Here is a 19,323-nt window from a genome sequence, read left to right on the forward strand (position 1 = left end):
TCTAAGTTTATTTATCACATACAAAATATGCAACTTTATAAGTTAGTTTTTTATCTTTAAAACTTCTAATTTTAGAAACAGAATTAACTTTTTGAAAGCCTGTTACTCCAGTATACTTCAGATGTTTTAATAAAGACATAGGACTATCAAATTCAAGAATCATTTCTTCATCATAAAAATTAACATTTGAGAAATATTTTTTTAAAACATCTTTTATAAAATTAACATCATGGTAATCTAAAGAAATTCCAAAATGATTTTTTATCTCTGCTAAATTTCCAGTAATATATATAGAAAAACAAAAATTATTACTCGAATTAGCTATTTTTTTTACTAACTTTTCAAAATCTTTTATCCATTGTAACACAGAACTTGAAACTATTAAATCCACTCTTGGTATTTTTATTTCTTCTATATCACCACAAATGAAATCATTGTAACTATAATTTTCAAAAAATTCTTTAGTATTAAATATATCATTCAAAAAAATCTTACTTTCTTTAAATAATTCCATATATTTTTTTGTAAAAATTCCTGTTCCACAACCTATTTCAAATATAGTTTCAATCTTTTTATTCTCTATTCCTGAGTTTTTTATAAAATTTGATAAATTCTCAGCTACTTTTTTTTGTACTATTGAGTAATTATCATAAACATTGTAATATTTATCAAATTTCATTTTTTTCACCATCCACAATATCACTAATATCTTTAAAATAAGAAAAAGGATAATGTCCACATTCTATATTTTTATAATTTATATTTTTTTCTTTACAAAATTTTTCTAATTTTAAAGCTGGAATTATTCTATCTTTTACTCCAATAAAATAAAAATCAATAAAATTTTCTTCTAATTCAACATAATTTTTTTTAAAATATTCCAATTCATATTTTATACTTTGAAATTCTTTTTGACTTTTATTAAAAGTTTTGTCTATATCCATATTTATCAAAAATTTTTCTAAATTTTCTTCTGACAATGTATTTAACGTCATATTAAACATTTTTTCATTTATGCCATATTTACCAATAATTAATGGCAGTCCATTTATTGCTATAGACTTTTTATATTTTAAATCTCTATTTGATGATAAAAATTTATTCAAATAATAAACTCCAAAAGACCAAGAAACTAATATATCATCTGTGTTTATTTGACTTTTATCAATTGTATAAGGAAAATTTATTTCAATAATTTCATATCCCTCTATGTTTTTTAATGGTTTTAAAATATTTTTATCCATACCCCAACCATTAAAGAAAAATATCTTACTCATTTATAACACCTATTTTCATCATTTCATCAGCTAAAATCACAAAAAACTTATCTAAATCTTCTTTTTCCATATCTGCCGTTAAACTAATTCTTAATCTAGCTGTATTTTTAGGAACTGTTGGTTCTTTTATAGAATAAGCTAAATATCCTTTTTCTTTCAATTTTTCAGAAAGATTTATAGTTTTCAAATTATCCCCTATAATTACACTTATTATATGAGTATCAGAAACCGTTTTTATTTTTAATTCTTTCATTTTTTTTAGGGAATAACTAACTAATTCATCTAATTTCTGAATTCTATCAGAAAAATCTAACATTTTATTTAATATAAACAAATTCCAACTATGATTTACTGGTGGTAAAGCTGTTGAGTAAATAAACTTTCTATTTTTATTAATCATATATTTTTTATAAATCTCATCACAAATAATATAAGCTCCCATTGAAGCTCCTGCTTTACCTAAAGGTATCACTAGAAAATCTACTTCATTTACTAATTTTTCATTGTAAACTATTCCATAGCCTTTCACTCCATAAGAATGTGCTTCATCTACCATCAATAAAAATTTATACTTTTCTTTTAATTTTACAATTTCTTTTATATTAGCACAATCCCCGTCCATACTGTAAATTGTTTCAGTCACTACCAATATATCTTCATATTCTTTTGTATATTTTTCTAGTAACTTTTCTAAAGCAAAGTTATCTAAATGATTGTATCTTAAAATTTTAGCTCCAGAGTTAACACAACCCTCATAAATACTAGCATGATTTAGTCTATCTGTTATAATTAAAGATTTTTTATCAAAAAAAGTTTCTATCAAAGAAGAGTTTGCATCAAAACCAGAATTAAAAACAAGGCATGATTTTTTATATATTTCTTCTACTCTTTTTTCCAAGTTCATAACAGTTTGATAAGAACCATCTATCAATCTTGATGATGATGACGATAGCTTATATTTAGTATAATCCGCTTCCTTATTAGAATAAAATTCTTTCAATAATTCTTTATTGTTAGCTAAACCTAAATAATCGTTTGATGAAAAATTAAAAAGATTCTTGTCATTAGTTTTTATAGTTCTAAATCTATTTTCAGATTTAAATTGTTCTAACTCTTTTAAAATTTCTTCCTTTAACATTTTAATTCCTTTCACAATAAGAATAAAGTATTTAATATTAATTCTTATTAAATAAAGTCTCTTGATAGCCGTATGAGTTCTACAAGCTCAATGAACACAAGCTCTTCGGACTAATATAGACGTCAGAGACTAATTTTCTTTATTTATTTTTATACTTTCCTATATAAAAAAAATTTTAAAATAGCGAACCTATATCAAATAATATTTCGGTTCGCTACATTTTTTTATTCGTTTATATAATTTTCTGGAAACATTATTCTTTCAACACCTTCAATAATAATATGAAGTATCATCATGTGTATTTCTTGTACTCTATCAGATGTTTTTCCTGGGATTATAAATTCATAATCACACATTCCCTTTAATTTTCCACCATCTTTTCCAAGTAAAGATACAGTAGTTAATCCTTGTTGTTTAGCTTGTTCTACTGCTTTAATAACATTTCCTGAGTTTCCACTTGTAGATATTCCTATAAACATATCTCCTTCTTGTCCGTATGCTTCAACCCCTTTGGAAAAAATATAATCAAAGCCATAATCATTTCCAACACAAGTGATGTGAGATGGGTCTGATATAGAGATAGCCGGCAAAGGTCTTCTTTCTTTTCTAAATCTTCCTGTAAATTCTTCTATAAAATGCATTGCATCACAATTACTTCCACCATTTCCACAAATAAGAACTTTTTTCCCTTTTGAGAAAATATCTGCTAATTTTTCTGCAACCCTTTCTGTCTCTTTTCTTTGTTCTTCTTCCTCTATAAATTTCTTTAATAACTCTAATTCTGTTTTGTATGAAGAAATTAAATTCATATTTTACCTCCTCTATCCATACTTATACTTAAATCTTATATTCTTATCTATGAGATTCCATAACAATTTTATGTGATTTCACTAATTCTACAAATTTCTTTATTTGAGATAAATCTTTTTTATCTTTAGTGTAAACTAATTCATATCCATCTTTTACTTCATCAATTTTACTAATTATTTTTAAATTTCCTTTTTTTATATCTTTATAAACAGCATAGTAAGGAAGAATTACATTCCCAATTCCTTCATATACCATTCCTTTAATTACTTCTAAATTTCCTGCTATATCAATTTTAGAAGTAAAAGAAATTCCATATTTATCTTCAATAGTTTCTATAACTTTATTATTATTAGGCACAGCACTTCTAGTTATTAAAGGATCATTTTCTATATCTTCTACATTTGCATATTGTTTTGAACTCACTAAAACATAAGGGCCTTTTTCTATAAAGATAATCTCTAAATTTGTATCGTTTATATGTTCACTGTCAATTATAATAACATCTAATTCACCTTCTTTTAAAAGTTTTAAAAGATGATTTTTATTTGAAATTATTATGCTATATTCTATTTCTTGATGGGTCATTGAAAATTCTTTCATTAAACTAGGTAATAATGGTTCTGCAATTATTGAAGAAGCTCCTATAGAAATCTTAGCTTTATCAACTTCTATGACTCTTGAAATTTCTTTTTCAGCTCTTTTTACTTTTTCAAAAATCTCTTCTGCCATTTTATATAAATTTTCTCCGACATAAGTCAATTTTATTTTTTTTGAACTTCTATCAAATAATTTTACTTTTAATATATCTTCAAACTTTTTTACTTGAATAGATACAGCTGATTGATTAATATATAGCTTTTCAGCTGCTTTTGTGAAACTTTTTGCTTTTGCAACCTCATAAAATATTTCTAAATAATGTAAATCCAAAATTATCACTTCCAAGTCTAAATATAGTATATTAATAATTTTAACATATTTTTTTTATAATTTCTATAAATTTTTAATATTAATTTTATATATAATTTTAAATAAATTTTTCTTGACTTTTATCCATCATAATTATAGAATACATAGTATTTTAATTTATAGGGAAAATATAAAATTAAATAGAAATATTAGTCTCTGACGTCCGTATTAGTTCGAAGAGCCTATATTTATTGAGCTCGTAGAACTCATACAGCTGTCAAGAGACTTTATTTAAAATAATACAATAATTTATATACATTTTACAATATAAAAGGAGGTAGATATATGTCAAAATTAGATCAAAATAAAACACCTTTATTTACTGTTTTGAAAGATGAATATGTTGGAAGAAACATTTTGCCTTTTCATGTTCCAGGACACAAAAGAGGTAAAGGGGTTGATCAAGAATTTTATAACTTTATGGGAGATGGTCCATTTTCAATGGATGTAACAATTTTTAAAATGGTAGATGGTTTACATCATCCAAAAAGTTGTATAAAAGAAGCTCAAGAATTAGTTGCAGATGCCTATGGAGTTAAACATAGTTTTTTTGCTGTCAATGGAACTTCTGGTGCAATCCAAGCTATGATTATGTCTGTTGTTAAAGCTGGAGAAAAAATCTTAGTTCCTAGAAATGTTCATAAATCTGTTTCTGCCGGAATTATATTATCAGGTTCTGAACCAGTTTATATGAACCCTGAAATTGATGAAAATTTAGGAATTGCTTTAGGAGTTAAACCTCAAACAGTAGAGAACATGCTAAAACAAGATCCTGATATAGCTGCTGTACTTATAATTAATCCGACTTATTATGGAGTTGCTACTGATATTAAAAAGATTGCTGATATAGTTCATAGCTATGACATACCTCTTATTGTAGATGAAGCTCATGGACCACATTTGCATTTCCATGAAGATTTACCTGTATCAGCCGTTGATGCTGGAGCTGATATCTGTACTCAAAGTACTCATAAAATACTTGGAGCTATGACTCAAATGTCTCTTATACATGTTAATTCAGATAGAGTTGATGTTGAAAAAGTAAAACAAATTTTAAGCTTATTACACACAACTTCTCCTTCATATCCTTTAATGGCATCTCTTGATTGTGCAAGAAGACAAATTGCTACTCAAGGTAGAGAATTACTTACAAAAACTATTGAACTAGCTAGATATTTTAGAAGAGAAGCTAATAGAATACCTGGAATATATTGTTTTGGAGAAGAACTTATTGGAAAGGACGGTTTCTTTGCTTTTGACCCAACAAAAATTACTATTTCTGCCAAAGAATTAGGACTAAAAGGTGGAGAATTAGAAACTTTACTTGTTGATGATTATAATATTCAAATGGAACTTTCTGATTACTATAACACTTTAGGACTTGTAACTATTGGAGATTCTGAAGAAAGCATTAATAGACTTCTTGATGCACTAAAAGATATTAGCAAAAGATATTTTGGTAAAGGAAAAACTTTAGAAAAGAATTTTATAAAATTACCAGAAACTCCTGAATTAGTACAAATGCCAAGAGAAGCATTTTATAGTGAAAAAAATAAAGTTTTATTCAAAGAAAGTGTGGGAAAAATCTCTGGTGAAATGATAATGGCTTATCCTCCTGGTATCCCAATAATTATTGCAGGGGAAAGAATCACTCAAGAAGTTATTGATCATATTGAAGAATTAAAAGAAGCAGACTTACATATTCAAGGAATGGAAGATCCTGAACTAAAATATATTAATGTTATTGAAGAAGAAGATGCTATTTATTTATATACAGAAAAAATGAAAAACATTTTAATTGGAGTTCAAACAAATCTTGGGGCCAATAAAACTGGTACTGAGTTTGGTCCTGATGAACTTCTTCAATCTTACCCAGATACTTTTGATGAAATGGAATTAATTTCAGTTGAAAGACAAAAAGAAGATTTTAATGATAAAAAATTAAAATTCAAAAATACTATTTTAAATACTTGTGAAAAAATTGCTAAAAGAGTTAACGAAGCTGTTATCGATGGATATAGACCTATACTTATCGGAGGAGACCACTCTATATCTTTAGGAAGTATTGCTGGTGTTTCTCTTGAAAAAGAAATTGGTGTATTATGGGTAAGTGCTCATGGAGATATGAATACTCCTGAAAGTACATTAACTGGAAATATCCATGGAATGCCTCTTGCTTTAGTTCAAGGTCTAGGAGATAGAGAACTTATCAACTGTTTCTATGAAGGAGCTAAAATTGATAGTAGAAATATTGTTATTTTTGGTGCTAGAGAAGTTGAAATAGAAGAAAGAGAAATTATAGAAAAAACTGGAGTAAAAATTGTTTATTATGATGAAATTTTAAGAAAAGGAATAGATAATGTTTTAGATGAAATTAAAGATTATCTAAAAGTTGACAATCTTCATATCAGTATAGATATGAATGTTTTTGACCCTGAAATTGCTCCGGGTGTTAGTATGCCTGTTAGAAACGGTATGACTTACGACGAAATGTTTAAATCATTAAAGTTTGCATTTAAAAATTATTCTGTAACATCTGCTGATATAACAGAATTTAACCCATTAAACGATATTAATGGAAAAACTGCTGAACTTGTTGATGAAATAGTTCAATATATGACTAACCCTGATTATTAAAATTTATAAAATTATAAAGTCTCTTGACAGCCGTGTGAGTTCTATGAACTCAATAAATACATGTTCTTCAAACTAATACGGATGTCAGAGACTATTTTTTTGTTATTTATTTTTAAATTTTAAATATGAATTTTAGGCACATTAGAATTTATCTTATTTACAATATCAACAATTTTTTCTAAATCATTCCTATCTGTAAAAATATTATCAATTGATTTCCCTAAAATATCATTTGAAAGTTTAGGAATTTCACTTTTAGAATAAGCACCATATTTCACTATGTTTTCAATTATTAAATTAATTAATTCAATTTGGTTAGAGTTAAATTTTTCCTTATTTAAAAATTCAGAAAATTCTTTATTAATAGCTTCTCTATCTAAACCAATAAGTGAACGAATAAAGATTCCAAAACCTTCATTTTCTCCATAAAGACTAGATATTTTTTTCAATTTCTGAATTATTTTCGTTCTTTAAAACTTCAAGATTAACTTCCTCATTACTATATAGAAATTGTTTTAGTTCTTTTAAATCTTCATTATCTAGCTCTATATTGTTTCTTAATTTCTTTATAGAAAGCAGTTCCTTATTTTTATCTAAGTATTTTTGAAATTTCGCTTTAGAGTTAATCAGAAAGTTTTATTTTTTGGAATTACAAAATTTTCTATTGGATATTGAATAAAAAAAGAAAATAGAGATACCCAAGCAAATTGTAATACTCCTAGAGCTGTTGGGTTATTATTTTTTACGATTCTTTCAGTCAATATTATATGAAATGTAAAAAGAGAAGTACAAATTAGACAAAGGATATCTCCAATATGAAATTTTAAATTTTTATCTAATGTTAATAGTATAATTCCAATAAGTGAAATAATAAGAACAATAAAAATACTTTTCTTAGGTCTTTCTTTATTAAGAAACCAAGAAAAAAAAGGGATAAGAATAACTGATAAACTTATTAAAAAGCTTGCATTGGTTGCAGTAGTATATTTTACTCCAATAGTCATTGTAACAAAAATTAGAAACAATAATGCTCCCAAAAAAAGAGAATAAAAAAATACTTTTCTTTTTATTGGAAATATCTTTTTATATAAAAAGACTAATGAAACTACGAATGCTATTAAAAATCTAAAACTTATTATATGAAATTCTTTTGTATAATTTAAACATATTTTAGTTAATACATAAGTCATTCCAAAAAAGATAGTGACAACAAACATGTAAATATTATATTTATAATTTTCTTGCATTCTCACACCTCTTTAAAATTTTTTATATTTGACATACATCTATCCATTCAATGTAATTTGAAGCTTTTTCAAGTTCTTCTAAAGTAAGTTCAATAGCACTGTTTGGAGTTCCACAAGCTGGTAGCATAGTTTCAAATCTTTTCATTGATTCATCAAGATAAACTTTAACATTATCCTTAATACCAAAAGGACAAACCCCACCAATAGGATGACCTATTAACTTTTCAACATCACTACCTGCTATCATTTTAGCCTTAGTTTTAAATTTAGCTTTAAACTTTTGATTATTAATTTTTGCATCTCCTGCAACAACTATAATAGTCGGAACATCATTTATTATAAACGATAAAGATTTAGCTATTCTAGCAGGTTCACATGAATTAACTTTGGCTGCTTCTTCAACTGTTGCCGTAGACTCTGTAAATTCTCTTATTTTGCTATCTAAACCATATTTTTCTAAATGTTTTCTAACTGCTTCTATTGACATTTTTATTCCTCCTAAGTCATACTATAATATATTTTCATCAAGTAGAAAATCTACTAATCTTATGATTTTAATTCCATCATGTACTCCTAGATAGCTTTCATCATTAGTGATTATTATTTTTTCAAAGTTATCTTGAATTTTATAGAATGGAGCTAACTCTCTTTCTCTTGTGCTAGAGCTAGCAATATTTTCAGTTACTTGTATGTAGATTTTTGTATTTGCATTTGTAGCAATGAAATCTATTTCATTATCTCCAATTTTACCTATTGCCACATCATATCCACGACGTAATAATTCAAAATATACTATATTTTCAATAATATGTCCTATGTCTCTATTTCTAAATCCTAATAGATAATTTCTTAGTCCAATGTCTACTATATAATATTTTCCTAAAGTTTTTAAAAATTCTTTACCTTTGATGTCAAATCTTTTTATTTCATAAAAAACATATGCTTCAAGAAGAGTTGCCACATAAGACTGTACCGTTTGAACAGCAGGTTTAGTTTCAATTAATTTTTCATTTAACAAAACATTAGAAATGGAATTAATAGAAGTATTATTTCCAATGTTATCTGCTAAAAACATTATAATTTTTCTTAGTAGACTTGAATCAGTTACCTGTCTTCTATCTTTTTGTTTTTCACGCTCTAAGATATCTCTTATTACTACACTTGAATAAATTCCATCAAGAATAGTTAGAGCCTTATCTATTTCTAAAGGAAGTTCTGTAAGACTAGGCATACCACCAAAAGTGATATAAGCATCAAAAAGTTCTTTTATTTCATATACTTCACCATTTTCATTTTCAACTTTTCTACTTATCCCTCCAGTTAGACTTTTCTTTTCAATAATTTTATATCCATGAAAGTCAATAAATTCAATAAAAGATAAAGGATAAACTTTAATCTCAATACTTCTTCCTGCTAAGTAAGTTGCATACTCACTTGATAGTAAAAAAGCATTAGAACCAGTTATATAGATATCACATTCAAAATCAACTCTAAATGAATTTATAGCATCTTGCCATTCTGGAATTTTTTGAATTTCATCAAAAAACAAACAAGCTTTTTTATCTTTAGGTAAATTACTTTTAACATAATTATATAGATCTTCAACAGTCATTCTTTTGAACTCCATTGATTCAAAATTTATTTGTATAATTTGATTTTTTTCTATACCATTATCTAAAAGATGTTTTATCATTAATTTTATTAGACTTGATTTTCCACAACGGCGAATACCAGTGATAATTTTAATAAAATCAGTATCTTTGAATTCAATTAGTTTTTCTAAGTAGTGACTACGATTTTTTAATTCACTTTCTTTTTTTAACATGAATTTCACCTCTATACAAAGTATAACATAAAATTCAATATTTTAAAAGTTTTTAGTATTGATACTAAAAAAATAAAATTTTAAAAAGTTTTTAGTATTAATATTAAATTTTTATAAAAAATGATATATTATTGATTATATATTTCATTTACTTTAATTAAAAGAAGTTTATAATAGTTATCTTACACTTTATTTTTATTAATAACTAAATTATAAACTTCTTAATTTTTTATAAATTCTTATTATAGAATTGAGTTAATCTTTCACTTATTTGTTTTACATATTCTGGTTTCCAATATGTTTGAATATGAGTTGCACCTTTTACTAAAAATAATTCTTTATTATTTGTTCCAGTTGCATTTTTAAAAACTTCTTCTGTCATATATAAACTATCAGCTTTATCACCAGCTATCATTAATAATGGCTGATTTATTAAATCTACATTAGTATTAACATCAAAAGACATTAAATCTAATAAGCTACTAACTGTATTATTAGTTTGAGAATTTGGATGTTTATGAGTTACTCCATAATATTCATAACCTTCTCTATATAGTTCAAATGGTAATGCTGCTATTTCTTCTTTTGTCATTCCATCTGCAAAAGCTGGTGTGTATCTAACTTCTCCACCTGCTGCTTCTTGTGCTCTTGCATCTGAAGCATCTTTTAAACGAGCTTGTATAGTATCCATTTGTGTACGATTATATCCATTACGTCTAACATCACCTGTATTAAACATACTTACAGTCGCTACAGTTTTAAATCTTTTATCTGTTTGTGCTACTTTTATTGAGTAGCCACCTCCACCACAAATTCCTAATAAACCTAATCTATTTTTATCTACACCAGGATATTGAGTTATGAAATCAGCTGCAGCTCTTATATCTTCCATACGATTTGCAGGTTTATCTACATAACGAGGTTTTCCTCCACTTGCTCCTTGATAAGCAGCATCAAAAGCTATTGTAACATATCCTTGTTCTGCTAATTTTTGTGCATATAACCCTGCAACTTGTTCTTTAACTCCACCATTTGGATGTGCTACCACTATTGCTGGAAATTTACCATTTGAAATATAATTTGCAGGTTTGTATACATTAGCTACAATATCTATTCCATTAATCTTATAACTTACTGTTTCTACATTTACTTTTCCTTTTTCATTTTTTGTAATTGCTCCATCATATACAAAGGTAAAAGGATTATTTCTATAATTTACTGTCATTACAATACCTCCTAATATTTTAAAAATTATAGTCAGTTGCTAATAATTTCATTAACTCCTCATCATGTTTATATTTAACTTCTGACTTATCATCAAAAATCATAACTGCTCCATTTTTAGTATTATATGGTAACCACTTTGGTAAGCCTTTCACATTAGGATTTCCTATTCTTGCAAAATTTATCCAAGCTTGACTTACTTTATCTGCTAATTTATAAGCTTCTTTTTCTCTACCTTTTATAAGTCCTTCAATCTTATCTATATTATTAAATACAAATGGAATTTCTGCTGTGTGGAAAGACATTGCCATACCCTCAACCATAAGTTAGTCACTTTTCATATCTTACACTTTGCTTTTCCCAAAATTTTATAGCACTATCTATCCAATTTTCTGCTGAAGTTCCAATGCCTAATCCAAAGCCATGCTCTACATTTTTATATTTATGAAATTCTACTTTTAAGCCTGCTTTTTTCATTTCATTAAATCTATTTTCAACAACTCTTGGATTAGCAATTCTATCTCTGTCGCCAACTGCCATAAATGTAGGAGGATCATTTAGTGTAAAACTAGCTAATCCTGTGTAAAGCATAACTATTGTATTGGGTTTAGTATAATTTTTTTCTCCAAAAGGAACTAAACCTCTTGAGCCAATTGCTGCAACCATCCTAGCTCCTGCTGAACTTCCCCATAAAGAGTAATTATTTATATTAACTTCAAATAAATCTTTATTTTCAATTATATATGATATTGCTCTTGCTAGGTCCTGAGTTGCCCTATAACCATCTTCAACTCTATATTGTAAAACAAAAGCATTATAACCTCTTTTATTTAATTCTATTGCATAAGGAAAACCCTCATGTATAGAACCAACATAGGAAAAGCCTCCACCCGCATTGATTATAGCAAAAGGTGCATTTTTATTTCCTTTAAAGAAAAATATTCCTGTATTTGCTTTGCTCTTATCTTCTTTTATTTCTTTATCGGTATAAATTTTATAGAATATCTCTTCACCCTTTTCACTTCTATCAATTATATAATTAATACTCTTCAAAGTTGTATCAGTATTTATATTATTATGATATGGTAATAAATAAGCTATATCTTTTAATTTTGAGTTTGGATTGTAACCATTTTCAAGAGGTAAAATAAATTTTGAAAACTCTTTTATACTTGGATAAGTTAAAAGGTCTTTTATTGTACTATCTTTATTTAAGTATTCTTTGTTTAACATTTTTTCTCCAACACTTGCTTCTATACTTTTTATATAGAAAAAGTTAATAATAATTAAAATTAATATACTCAGCCTTCTTATAATATTTTAGAAATTATAGTCAGGTGCTAATAATTTCATTAACTCCTCATCATGTTTATATTTAACTTCTGACTTATCATCAAAAATCATAACTGCTCCGTTTTTAGTATTATATGGTAACCATTTTGGTAAGCCTTTCACATTAGGATTTCCTGTTCTTGCAAAATTTATCCAAGCTTGACTTACTTTATCTGCTAATTTATAAGCTTCTTTTTCTCTACCTTTTATAAGTCCTTCAATCTTATCTATATTATTAAATACAAATGGAATTTCTGCTGTGTGGAAAGACATTGCCATACCCTCAACCATTGGATTATCCCAAGCAAAAATATAACTATATACAGGAGCTCCATTTTGCTCTGCTTTCAATCTAGTTGTTTTAAATGTTTGTTTTCTTAATAAGCTTTCAACATAAAGTGCATCTGTTTCTTTTCTATTAGGGTAAGCCTTTTTAAATTCTTTTGCTATTGCTTCTGCTCTATCACCATATTTTTCTTCCATTTTTTTTCTTAATTCTGTATTAGTCATCTTATTTTTATTTTCAACTTTATTATTTGATAGTACAAATGGCATTGTTTCCCATTCAGTTAAGTTAGTACCTATCAATAAAGGAATATCTCTTGATTGTTCTGAATATTTTTCTCCAACAGGTTCTACAGGAATATAGCTATCCAATTTAGGTGCCCAGCCAAGTCCTGGTTGTCCTGTTAAAACATTTTTATAACCTTGTTCTTCAGCAGTTTTTGATAATGCTTTATTTGTTGCTTCCATAAGTTTTTCATAAGGTATTTTTTGAATTTCATCAATATTTGAAGCATTTAATCCTAAATTTTCTAAAGTTAATTCTGCAACTCTTCTAGTAGCTTTTTCTGGTAAAAGTGTCATTCCCATTTTTTCTACTGCTCCACTTTCAGATATAGCTTTGTGGAATAAACCTTTTGCAGCTGGTGTTGCCATAAGAGTTAAAACTTTTGCTCCTCCTCCTGACTCTCCAAATATAGTTACATTATTAGGATCTCCTCCAAATTCTTCTATGTTATCTCTTATCCATTCAAGAGAAGCAACTAAATCCATAATTCCAGCATTGGCAGAATTTTTATATTTTTCTCCATAAGCTGATAAATCTAAGAAACCTAGTGAATTTAATCTATGATTTACAGAAACTACTACTACATCTCCTTTTTTACTTAAATTTTTTCCATCAAAAATATAATTTTCAGCAGATGAACCGCTACTAAAACCACCTCCATGTAACCATACCATTACTGGTCTTTTCTTTCCATCTTTTATACCAGGAGTCCATATATTTAAGTTATGAGAATTTTCACTCATCTCTAATTTAGGTCCTGTAAACCAACCTCCACTTGAAACCATACTCTCACCTTGTGAAAAATATGTTCCAAAAGTTACAGTTTGTTTAATACCATTCCATTTTTCTACTTTTTTAGGTGCCATAAATCTTTCGGCTCTTGCATAAGGTACACCTAAGTAAGTATATATTTCATCTTGAATAAATCCTTGTATTTTTCCACTTTCTGTTGTAGCTATTGTATTAGTATTTTGATTTACAGTATTTTCAATTTTTTTAACTACATTTTTATTTTCATTTGTTTCAGAAAATAATAAATTTCCAGTTCCAATTTGTAATAAAAATAAAGCTACTAATAACATTTTTTTCATTTTTCAACAACTCCTTTTAATCTATTATTCAATTTATTATTTTATGTTAAAATTTTTAAGCCAACTTAAAACTTCTCTTTCACTATAACTACTTGAAAATCTTTTACCTAAAAGCCATCTACCAGTACCTGCTAATTTTTCTAATCTTTTACTACTTTCTCCTGATCCTGTTGATATTGACGTAGCAAATGCTATTACTCTCTTTCCTGTAAAATCATTTTTTTCAACAAACTCATCTACCACCCAAGCGGCTTCACTCCACCAGATAGGATAACCTATAAAAACAGTATCATAAGTATCAAAATTCTTTATCTTAGCATTTTTTAATTCAACATGTACTTTATCAAGATTTTCGTGTTCTTTTACTACTCTACTATTTTTATCTCTCCAATTTAAATCTGCTTCTGTATAAGGAATTTTAGGTTCTAATTTAACTAAATCACCATTAGTTTCTTTTGCTATAATTTTAGCAACTCCTTCTGTTGTTCCTGTATCTGAATAATATACTACCAATGTCTTTTTATTATTTGTTGCAAAAGCATTATTTCCAGATATTCCAAATCCTAATAAAATTGCTATACTTAATATTAATTTTTTCATCATAATTATTCCTCCTTATAAAATTATTTTATTTTTTTCTTAACTCAGTATAACAAGAATATTAGTTTAACAGAAGTCTGTATTAGTTAGTAAGTATAAACTTTTAGTTCATACAAAAAAAGAATTTATTTCTCAATAGATTCTTTTTATTTTTTTATTATTTTTGTAATTGCATTTAAAAAATTCTCTACATTTTTACTTGGATTAGGTGAATGTAAAATTCCATATGGAGTTTTAAAATTCCAATTAACTTCAACATTTTTTAATAATGGATGTATTACAAATTGTTTATTCATACCTATTAAAATACTATTAGTGTTCTCAGCTTGATTGAATACATCTAAATTGAAAAAATCAAAATCTACAATATTAATTTGAGAATGATTTTTTTCAATTTCATCTCTCAAATTATCCATAACTAAAAAGTTTCCCCTATTTAATAACATTATATTTTCTCCATAAAAATCTTCTATATTTAGAATATTCTTATTTATTAATTTATGATTTAAAGGAATAGCACAAGACAATTTTATAGTTTCTAAATAAAATGCAGAACATCCTGCTTTTTTCAACATTTTATTATCATATATTCCTGCAACTATATCTATTTTTTCTCCAAAATTCCCTAAAATCTCTTTTGCATTTTCAGGAGTATTTTCAAAAGGAATTAATTGCAGTTTTAAATTTTCTTCTTTAATTTTAAGGTTTGCCCATAAATCTATTATAGAAGTTTCAGGTGTCATTGGTGAAGTCCCAACTCTTATAGTATTTTGTATTTTTTTTTGTATGTTTTGAGCCTTTTCAATAGCAATTTTTGAAAATTTAATAATCTGTTTAGAATCTTTATAAAAAGATTTACCAGCTTCAGTAAGTTTTAATCCTCTATGTGTTCTTATAAAAAGTTTTATTCCTATTCTGTCTTCAAGAATATTTATTTGTTTTATAATTGCAGTTGGGCTGATATATAGGATTTCTGCTGCCCTTGTAAAACTTCCACTATCAGCAACTTTTAAAAAAGTATTAAGTTGTAAATTATACATTTTATTTCACTGATCCTTTTTCTAATCATAAAATAATTACTTTATTTTATTATAAATAAAATATAATGTTAAGAGTATTATTAAAATTTTTAACATTAAAAAGAAAGAAAATTGATATCTTTTTAAAGATAAAAGTTCTCTTACTAAAGTTTTAAAGTAACTTAGGTACATTAGAGTTTATTTTATCTATAATGTCAACTATTTTTTGTAAATCATTCCTATCTGTAAAAATATTATCAATTGATTTCCCTAAAATATCATTTGAAAGTTTAGGAATTTCACTTTTAGAGTAAGCTCCATATTTTACTATATTTTCAATTATTAAATTGATCAATTCAATTTGATTAGAGTTGAACTTTTCAGTATTTAAAAATTCAGAAAATTCTTTGTTAATAGCTTCTCTATCTAAACCAACCAAAGAACGAATAAAAATACCAAAACTTTCATTTTTACCATAGAGATTAGATATTTTTTCAATTTCAGAGTTATTTTCATTTTTTAGATTTTTAAGACTAACTTCTTCATTACTATATAGAAGTTGTCTTAGTTCTTTTAAATCTTCTTCATCTAATTCTATATTGTTTCTTAATTTCTTTATAGAAAGAAGTTCTTTATTTTTATCCAAGTATTTTTGAAACTTTTCTTTAGAATTAATATATGCAGAAGCAAAAATATTTATATCTTTTACTTCTGTAGAGATATATGCATCCTCAAAATCTCCTACAACATAATTTAAATGTTTTCCATCAGTATCTAAAAATATTGTTAATGGTTCAATAATATCCTTTAAATTTTTTAATTCTAAAATATCAATATTTTTTAGATAATTTTCCTCTTTTATTATTTTCATAATATAGTTAGCATTCTTTTGAATTTCTTTTATAGTTCCCTTCTTTGCCAAACCTTTTGCAATATCAGAAATCTCCATTTTTTCATTTTCTACTTTTTTATTATCAAATAATTTAAGTTGAATTTTTAAAATGAGATTTTCAAATTTCTTCTCCATCTCAGTTTTTTCTTTAAGAGAGAAAGGCAAAGAGCTTAGATTTTTTATAATTTCATCAACATCTTTTTCTTCTAAATTTTTTAAGACATCAATATTTTTATATTTTTTTACATAAGAAATTTTAGTTCTTACTGAGATATTCTCTTCATTTAAAGAAGCTATTAAATCATATATTTCACTCACTAAATCTTCCCAAAGTTTTTTATAGTTTTCATCCATTTGATATTCTAAATTTTGAAGTTTGTAAATCATTTTAATTTTATTTTCAAAAATTCTGCTAGATAATGATTTTCCTAATTTTGTATTATCTTCATCAAAGCTATCTTTCATTTCAAAATATGAGAAATTTCTACAAAAATCCAAAATTAAAAAATCCTTCTTGTCTTGACCAACTCCATATATATCTTTACACTTTCTTGTACCTCTACCTATCATTTGCCAAAATTTAGCTTTTGATTTAACTTTTTTATAAAAAACTAAATTTAATATTTGGGGAATATCTATCCCTGTATCAAGCATATCTACAGATACAGCTATTTGAGGAAGACTATTAGGATTAACAAATCTTTCTATTAATGTTTGTGCTTTTTCAACTTTTGTTGTTATCTTTTGACAAAATTCTCCATCAAGATTTTTATATAATTTATTAAAAGTTTCTACAATATGCTCAGCATGTTTATCGTTTTTAGCAAATATTATAGTTTTTCCTAATTTATCTCCAGATTCAATTTTATAGCCTTCTTCCATAAGAGTAGTAAGCACTTTACTGGTTGTTCCTTCATTAAAAAACCACGAATTTAAACTATCTCCAGAAATTTCTTCCGGTATATTATCTTCTTCATCAAAAAGACTTTCATATTTTTCTTTTTCTTCTTCTGAAAGTTTACTATAAACTATTCCATTTTCAGGATAATTTAAAGATATTTCTCTAATGTTAGGCAATAATAAAAACTCATCTTTTGCTGCTTCAAATAAATCATAAGAGTCTGTAGGTTCTTTTGAATTCATATCAAAAACTTTAAATGTATTTCTATCTATTTCATTTTTTGGAGTTGCAGTAAGTCCTAAAATTAAGCTATCAAAATATTCAAATAAATCTCCGTATTTTTGATAAATACTTCTATGTGCTTCATCAACGATAATTAAATCAAATGCTCCTACTCCATATTTATTAGTTCCATCCTCTCTACTTTTTTCTGATTCCGTCATCATTGTTTGATAAGTTGAAAATACAATTTTTGCATTATCTCTATCTTTTTCTGATACTAAATCAACAAAAGTATAGTCAGGTAAAGAATTTTTAAAACTATTTAATGCTTGTTTAACAAGAGCTACTCTATCCGCTAAAAATAAAGTTCTTTTAACCATATTTAATTTTGACAAACAGTCTACAACTGAAATAGCGACTCTTGTTTTCCCAGAACCTGTTGCCATAACAAGTAAAGATTTTCTATTCCCTGAAATATAATTTTCTATCGCTTTTTTTACAGCTCTCTCTTGATAATATCTATTTATTATTTTTTCATTTATAGAAATATCATTTGAAGTAATCTTTTTATTCCTTCTAGCTACAATTTTTAAAAGTTCTTCTTTTCTATAAAAACCATATACTCTTCTAGGGATTGAATTTTTATTCTCATATATAAAAATTTCAAAACCATTAGTAACAAATCTTATTGGAAAGAAATTGAATTTTTTCTCTAAGGCTTCTGCATATTCTAAAGCTTGAAATTCTCCTTTTTTTGCATTACATGAAGTTTTTTTAGCTTCTATTATTGCAAGTGGAAAAGTAGAGTCTCCCCATAAAATATAATCTACATTTCCTTTTCCAGAGCCTGTACTTTTTAATCCTTCAACCTCATATTCAACCATATTCCTATCATTTACATTCCAACCTGCTTTCATAAGCAAGAAATCTATAAACAATTTTCTAGTTTCTTTTTCAGAAAAGTTACTATTGTTTATTTTTGTATTACGTTTTTTAATAGGTACTTCCTCTATTTTTTCGATATTATTTTTTACATCATCATCTGTTATCTTAATATCATTTATGTTTTCTTCTTTAAATGATGAATTTATAATATATTTTTCATCAAATTTTATATCATCACTTTTTAGAGTATTTCCATAACAATAAGCTATCCAAATTGTAAAATCAAAAATTCCTTTTAAACAATTTAAAGCAATATCTTTGCTTAAAGATAGGTTTTTATTTGTATCAGTAATTATATTTTTTAACATATGAGCAGCATCATTACCAAATTTTCTAATAAGATTGAGACCTGCTACTTGACTATCATTTTGAAATAAATCTTTAAATTCTCTTTTATTGATAAGTTCATTTAAAGAAAGTCCAGTATATGAAGTCTGAATATTTTCAAATTTATATACTAGGGCAACACAAAATTCAAGTGCCAATCTTGAGTAAATAGCACTTGTCCTAGGCTTGATATAACAATTTTTTTCAGCTTCTAAACACAGTTCATATAAATCTACAAACTCATCTTTTAAAAAATCAAAATTACTCATTAATTTTGTTCCCCCTCTTGATGTTTTAAA

General features: G+C 26.0%; 17 protein-coding genes. 1 reads left to right on the forward strand and 16 read right to left on the reverse strand.

Features of this window, described 5'->3' with window-relative positions; translation table 11 throughout:
* Positions 1-7 precede the first annotated feature (7 nt).
* From BQ2505_RS07625 to BQ2505_RS07645, 5 genes are all read right to left on the reverse strand, one after another.
* On the reverse strand, positions 8-679 hold the full coding sequence (locus tag BQ2505_RS07625) for a methyltransferase domain-containing protein (RefSeq protein WP_074017165.1): 672 nt from the start codon (positions 677-679) through the stop codon (positions 8-10).
* Positions 669-1,277 (reverse strand): pimeloyl-ACP methyl esterase BioG family protein, encoded by a 609-nt coding sequence (locus BQ2505_RS07630; RefSeq protein WP_074017166.1) that lies wholly within the window; start codon positions 1,275-1,277, stop codon positions 669-671. Before BQ2505_RS07630 ends, BQ2505_RS07625 begins: the two co-directional genes overlap by 11 nt.
* A complete protein-coding gene (locus tag BQ2505_RS07635) occupies positions 1,270-2,415 on the reverse strand; it encodes an aminotransferase class I/II-fold pyridoxal phosphate-dependent enzyme (RefSeq protein ID WP_074017167.1) in 1,146 nt (381 codons plus the stop codon). Before BQ2505_RS07635 ends, BQ2505_RS07630 begins: the two co-directional genes overlap by 8 nt.
* 224 nt (positions 2,416-2,639) lie before the next feature.
* Positions 2,640-3,224: a D-sedoheptulose 7-phosphate isomerase gene (gene gmhA / locus BQ2505_RS07640; RefSeq protein WP_074017168.1), complete on the reverse strand. Its 585-nt coding sequence runs from the start codon at positions 3,222-3,224 to the stop codon at positions 2,640-2,642.
* Between the two features lie 43 nt (positions 3,225-3,267).
* The gene (locus BQ2505_RS07645; protein WP_074017169.1) at positions 3,268-4,152 is read right to left on the reverse strand and encodes a LysR family transcriptional regulator; all 885 of its coding nucleotides are present in this window, start codon (positions 4,150-4,152) and stop codon (positions 3,268-3,270) included.
* 324 nt (positions 4,153-4,476) lie between these two features.
* On the opposite strand from BQ2505_RS07645, the gene BQ2505_RS07650 reads away from it, so the two are divergent.
* Positions 4,477-6,828 (forward strand): aminotransferase class I/II-fold pyridoxal phosphate-dependent enzyme, encoded by a 2,352-nt coding sequence (locus BQ2505_RS07650; RefSeq protein WP_074017170.1) that lies wholly within the window; start codon positions 4,477-4,479, stop codon positions 6,826-6,828.
* Positions 6,829-6,947: 119 nt separating this feature from the next.
* Here the strand turns inward: BQ2505_RS07650 and BQ2505_RS08995 are convergent, their stop codons facing one another.
* The 11 genes from BQ2505_RS08995 to BQ2505_RS07705 form a co-directional block, all read right to left on the reverse strand.
* Complete coding sequence (locus tag BQ2505_RS08995; protein ID WP_074017171.1) at positions 6,948-7,277, reverse strand: type I restriction-modification enzyme R subunit C-terminal domain-containing protein; 330 nt, start codon at positions 7,275-7,277, stop codon at positions 6,948-6,950.
* Between the two features lie 177 nt (positions 7,278-7,454).
* Positions 7,455-8,075, reverse strand: coding sequence for a DMT family transporter (locus tag BQ2505_RS07660; protein ID WP_083232334.1), 621 nt, complete (start codon positions 8,073-8,075; stop codon positions 7,455-7,457).
* A gap of 22 nt (positions 8,076-8,097) precedes the next feature.
* Entirely contained in the window at positions 8,098-8,562 is a 465-nt protein-coding gene (locus BQ2505_RS07665) for a YbaK/EbsC family protein (RefSeq protein WP_074017172.1), read from the reverse strand.
* Positions 8,563-8,583: 21 nt separating this feature from the next.
* Positions 8,584-9,900: an ATP-binding protein gene (locus BQ2505_RS07670; protein WP_074017173.1), complete on the reverse strand. Its 1,317-nt coding sequence runs from the start codon at positions 9,898-9,900 to the stop codon at positions 8,584-8,586.
* 229 nt (positions 9,901-10,129) lie between these two features.
* Complete coding sequence (locus BQ2505_RS07675) at positions 10,130-11,125, reverse strand: alpha/beta hydrolase (RefSeq protein WP_074017174.1); 996 nt, start codon at positions 11,123-11,125, stop codon at positions 10,130-10,132.
* 19 nt (positions 11,126-11,144) lie between these two features.
* Positions 11,145-11,447 carry a carboxylesterase family protein gene (locus tag BQ2505_RS07680; RefSeq protein WP_074017175.1) on the reverse strand — a complete coding sequence of 101 codons (303 nt, stop codon included), beginning with the start codon at positions 11,445-11,447 and terminating at the stop codon, positions 11,145-11,147.
* Positions 11,448-11,454: 7 nt separating this feature from the next.
* Complete coding sequence (locus BQ2505_RS07685; protein WP_083232335.1) at positions 11,455-12,357, reverse strand: alpha/beta hydrolase; 903 nt, start codon at positions 12,355-12,357, stop codon at positions 11,455-11,457.
* An 87-nt stretch (positions 12,358-12,444) separates the two neighbouring features.
* Positions 12,445-14,118: a carboxylesterase/lipase family protein gene (locus tag BQ2505_RS07690; protein ID WP_074017177.1), complete on the reverse strand. Its 1,674-nt coding sequence runs from the start codon at positions 14,116-14,118 to the stop codon at positions 12,445-12,447.
* Between the two features lie 36 nt (positions 14,119-14,154).
* Positions 14,155-14,721 carry a flavodoxin gene (locus tag BQ2505_RS07695; RefSeq protein ID WP_202613311.1) on the reverse strand — a complete coding sequence of 189 codons (567 nt, stop codon included), beginning with the start codon at positions 14,719-14,721 and terminating at the stop codon, positions 14,155-14,157.
* Positions 14,722-14,864: 143 nt separating this feature from the next.
* Positions 14,865-15,758: a LysR family transcriptional regulator gene (locus tag BQ2505_RS07700; RefSeq protein ID WP_074017178.1), complete on the reverse strand. Its 894-nt coding sequence runs from the start codon at positions 15,756-15,758 to the stop codon at positions 14,865-14,867.
* Between the two features lie 151 nt (positions 15,759-15,909).
* Positions 15,910-19,293, reverse strand: coding sequence for a DEAD/DEAH box helicase family protein (locus BQ2505_RS07705; RefSeq protein ID WP_074017179.1), 3,384 nt, complete (start codon positions 19,291-19,293; stop codon positions 15,910-15,912).
* Positions 19,294-19,323: the final 30 nt, after the last annotated feature.

The sequence above is a fragment of the Fusobacterium massiliense genome (assembly GCF_900095705.1).
GTDB classification, from domain to species: Bacteria; Fusobacteriota; Fusobacteriia; order Fusobacteriales; family Fusobacteriaceae; genus Fusobacterium; species Fusobacterium massiliense.